The following is a 2,100-nucleotide window of genomic DNA, read 5'->3' as shown; positions in this document are numbered from 1 at the left end:
GCCACCCGCCGACAGCCCGCTGAGCGAGGCACTGCCCGCCATGACACCGGCCGCACCGCCTCCGGTCCCCGCGCCCGCGAACACGGCCCCGGAAAGCGGCACCAGCGCCACGAGGACGCCGGCGTGCGTGCGCAGCGCCGAACACACCTGCCGCAGTTCGTCGTGCGTCGACCGGCAGGACGAACAACCGCCGAGGTGATGGCTGATCTTGCGGGCCTCGACGCCGGTGACGGTGCCCGCCGTGTACGCGCCCAGCTTCTCCCGGACGCTGCGGCAGCCGTGCGCGCCGCGGTCGGCGGTGAGGTGCGCCTGGAGGTAGGCCGCCCGCAGGCCGATCCGCGCTCGGCGCGCCAGGGCCGCCGTCGCGTTGGCGCTGAGACCGAAATGCGGCGCGACCATCGCCGGTTGCTCACCCTCGACCTCGGTCTGCCACAGCACGGTGCGCCAGCGCTCCGGCAGGGTGGAGAACGCGCGGGTGATCAGCGCGGCCTCGGCGGTGCTCGCCTGCCAGTCGGTGCCGGCGCCTGCGCGCGAGGTGAGTTCCTCGTCGGTCACCGGCACGTCGCGCCGGGAACCCTGCCACTCCCAGGCCACGCGCCGCGCGACCGTCATCAGGTACGCGCGCACGTTGTCCCGGGGCCCGTTTCCCCTGCGTACGGCCTGAAGCACACGGAAGAAGGTCTCCGCGGTGACATCGTCGGCCTCGGCCGTGTCGGAAACGAGCCCGCGGGCCAGCCGCCGCACCGCGGCCTCGTGCTCGGCGAACAGCTCGCCGAACGCCGTGTCGTCGCCGAGGCGGAGCCGCTCGAGCAACCCCGCTTTGTCGGAACCGGGCACCGAATCGTCCATCTAGGCAGGCACCCCCTCCGGGCCGCGTAGCCCCTCGGTTGAACTTTGAACACCATACGGAGTGGTTTTCGCGACCGTCACCCCTTGTGTTGCGCCCGTAATGAAAGGACCCCCGAACGAGTGGCGGGCAAGGCAGGGTATAGACTGAGACTCGTACCGGGCACGGACCGGTGCGCGCGGACGTAGCGCAGCTGGTAGCGCATCACCTTGCCAAGGTGAGGGTCGCGGGTTCGAATCCCGTCGTCCGCTCGTTCAACGCAGACGAAGCCCCTCCCGCCCAGCCGCGGGAGGGGCTTCGTCGTGTGCGGCGGTGCCGTCGCGTGCGGTTGAGGTCGCCGCGCCCGGCGGTGTCACTGCCCCGTGGACAGTCCCACCGGACAGGAGACGCCGGTGCCGCCGATGCCGCAGTAGCCGTTCGGCACCTTGTGGAGATACTGCTGGTGGTAGTCCTCGGCGTAGTAGAACGTGCCTGCCGGAGCGATCTCGGTGGTGATCTCACCGTGGCCCGCGGCGCGCAACGCCGCCTGGAACGACTCGAACGAGGCCCGCGCGAGCGCCTCCTGCTCCTCGTCGGCGTAGTAGATCGCCGAACGGTACTGGGTGCCGACGTCGTTGCCCTGCCGCATGCCCTGCGTGGGGTCGTGCCCCTCCCAGAACACCTTCAGCAGCGTCTCGTACGACACCCGTTCGGGGTCGTACACCACCAGCACCGCCTCGGTGTGCCCGGTCCGGCCCGTGCACACCTCCTCGTAGGTGGGGTTCGGCGTGTGCCCGCCCGCGTACCCGACGGCCGTCGAATACACGCCCGTCGTCTGCCAGAAGGTGCGCTCGGCGCCCCAGAAGCAGCCGAGGCCGAACACCGCCGTCCGCATGCCCTCGGGAAACGGCGGCCTGATGCGCCGCTGGGGATACACCGCGTGCGTCTCCGGAACAGGCAGCGGCTCCGCCCGGCCGGGCAGAGCCTCCTCGGCGGAGACCAGCGTCGTCTTGTGTCGACCGAACAAGGACATGCGGACCAGTCTACCGGCACAATGTCACGCGAACGGGTGGCGCGCACGCGGATACGCGCCGCAGTGCTCCAGGGGGTGTGCGATGACGTGGCAGGACGACCTGCGTCGACTCGACGGCGAGCTGGCGTCGGGAACCATCAGCCGGGGCGAACACCGGCGCCGCCGCGACGACATCCTGGCCGAGGCCTCGGGCGCACCGCCGGTCGCGCCGTCGGTCGCGGCCTCGGGAGCACCCCCGGCC

At 71.6% G+C, this 2,100-nt stretch carries 2 protein-coding genes and 1 tRNA gene; 1 reads left to right on the top strand and 2 read right to left on the bottom strand.

Annotation, left to right across the window (positions count from 1 at the left end):
* Window positions 1–849, bottom strand: an 849-nt coding sequence (locus SACSA_RS21515; RefSeq protein WP_019813951.1) for a sigma-70 family RNA polymerase sigma factor, incomplete at its 3' end; no start/stop codon positions are given.
* 176 nt (window positions 850–1,025) lie between these two features.
* Here SACSA_RS21515 and SACSA_RS0104705 point away from each other — a divergent pair.
* A tRNA-Gly gene (locus tag SACSA_RS0104705) sits at window positions 1,026–1,098 on the top strand.
* A 101-nt stretch (window positions 1,099–1,199) separates the two neighbouring features.
* On the opposite strand, the gene msrA is transcribed toward SACSA_RS0104705, so the two are convergent.
* Window positions 1,200–1,859 (bottom strand): peptide-methionine (S)-S-oxide reductase MsrA, encoded by a 660-nt coding sequence (msrA, locus tag SACSA_RS0104700; protein WP_019813949.1) that lies wholly within the window; start codon window positions 1,857–1,859, stop codon window positions 1,200–1,202.
* Window positions 1,860–2,100: the final 241 nt, after the last annotated feature.

The sequence above is a fragment of the Saccharomonospora saliphila YIM 90502 genome (genome assembly GCF_000383795.1).
In the GTDB taxonomy this organism is placed as follows: Bacteria; Actinomycetota; Actinomycetes; order Mycobacteriales; family Pseudonocardiaceae; genus Saccharomonospora; species Saccharomonospora saliphila.
Note: the sequence above shows the minus strand (reverse complement) of the source record. Positions and strands in the feature narration are given on the sequence as shown.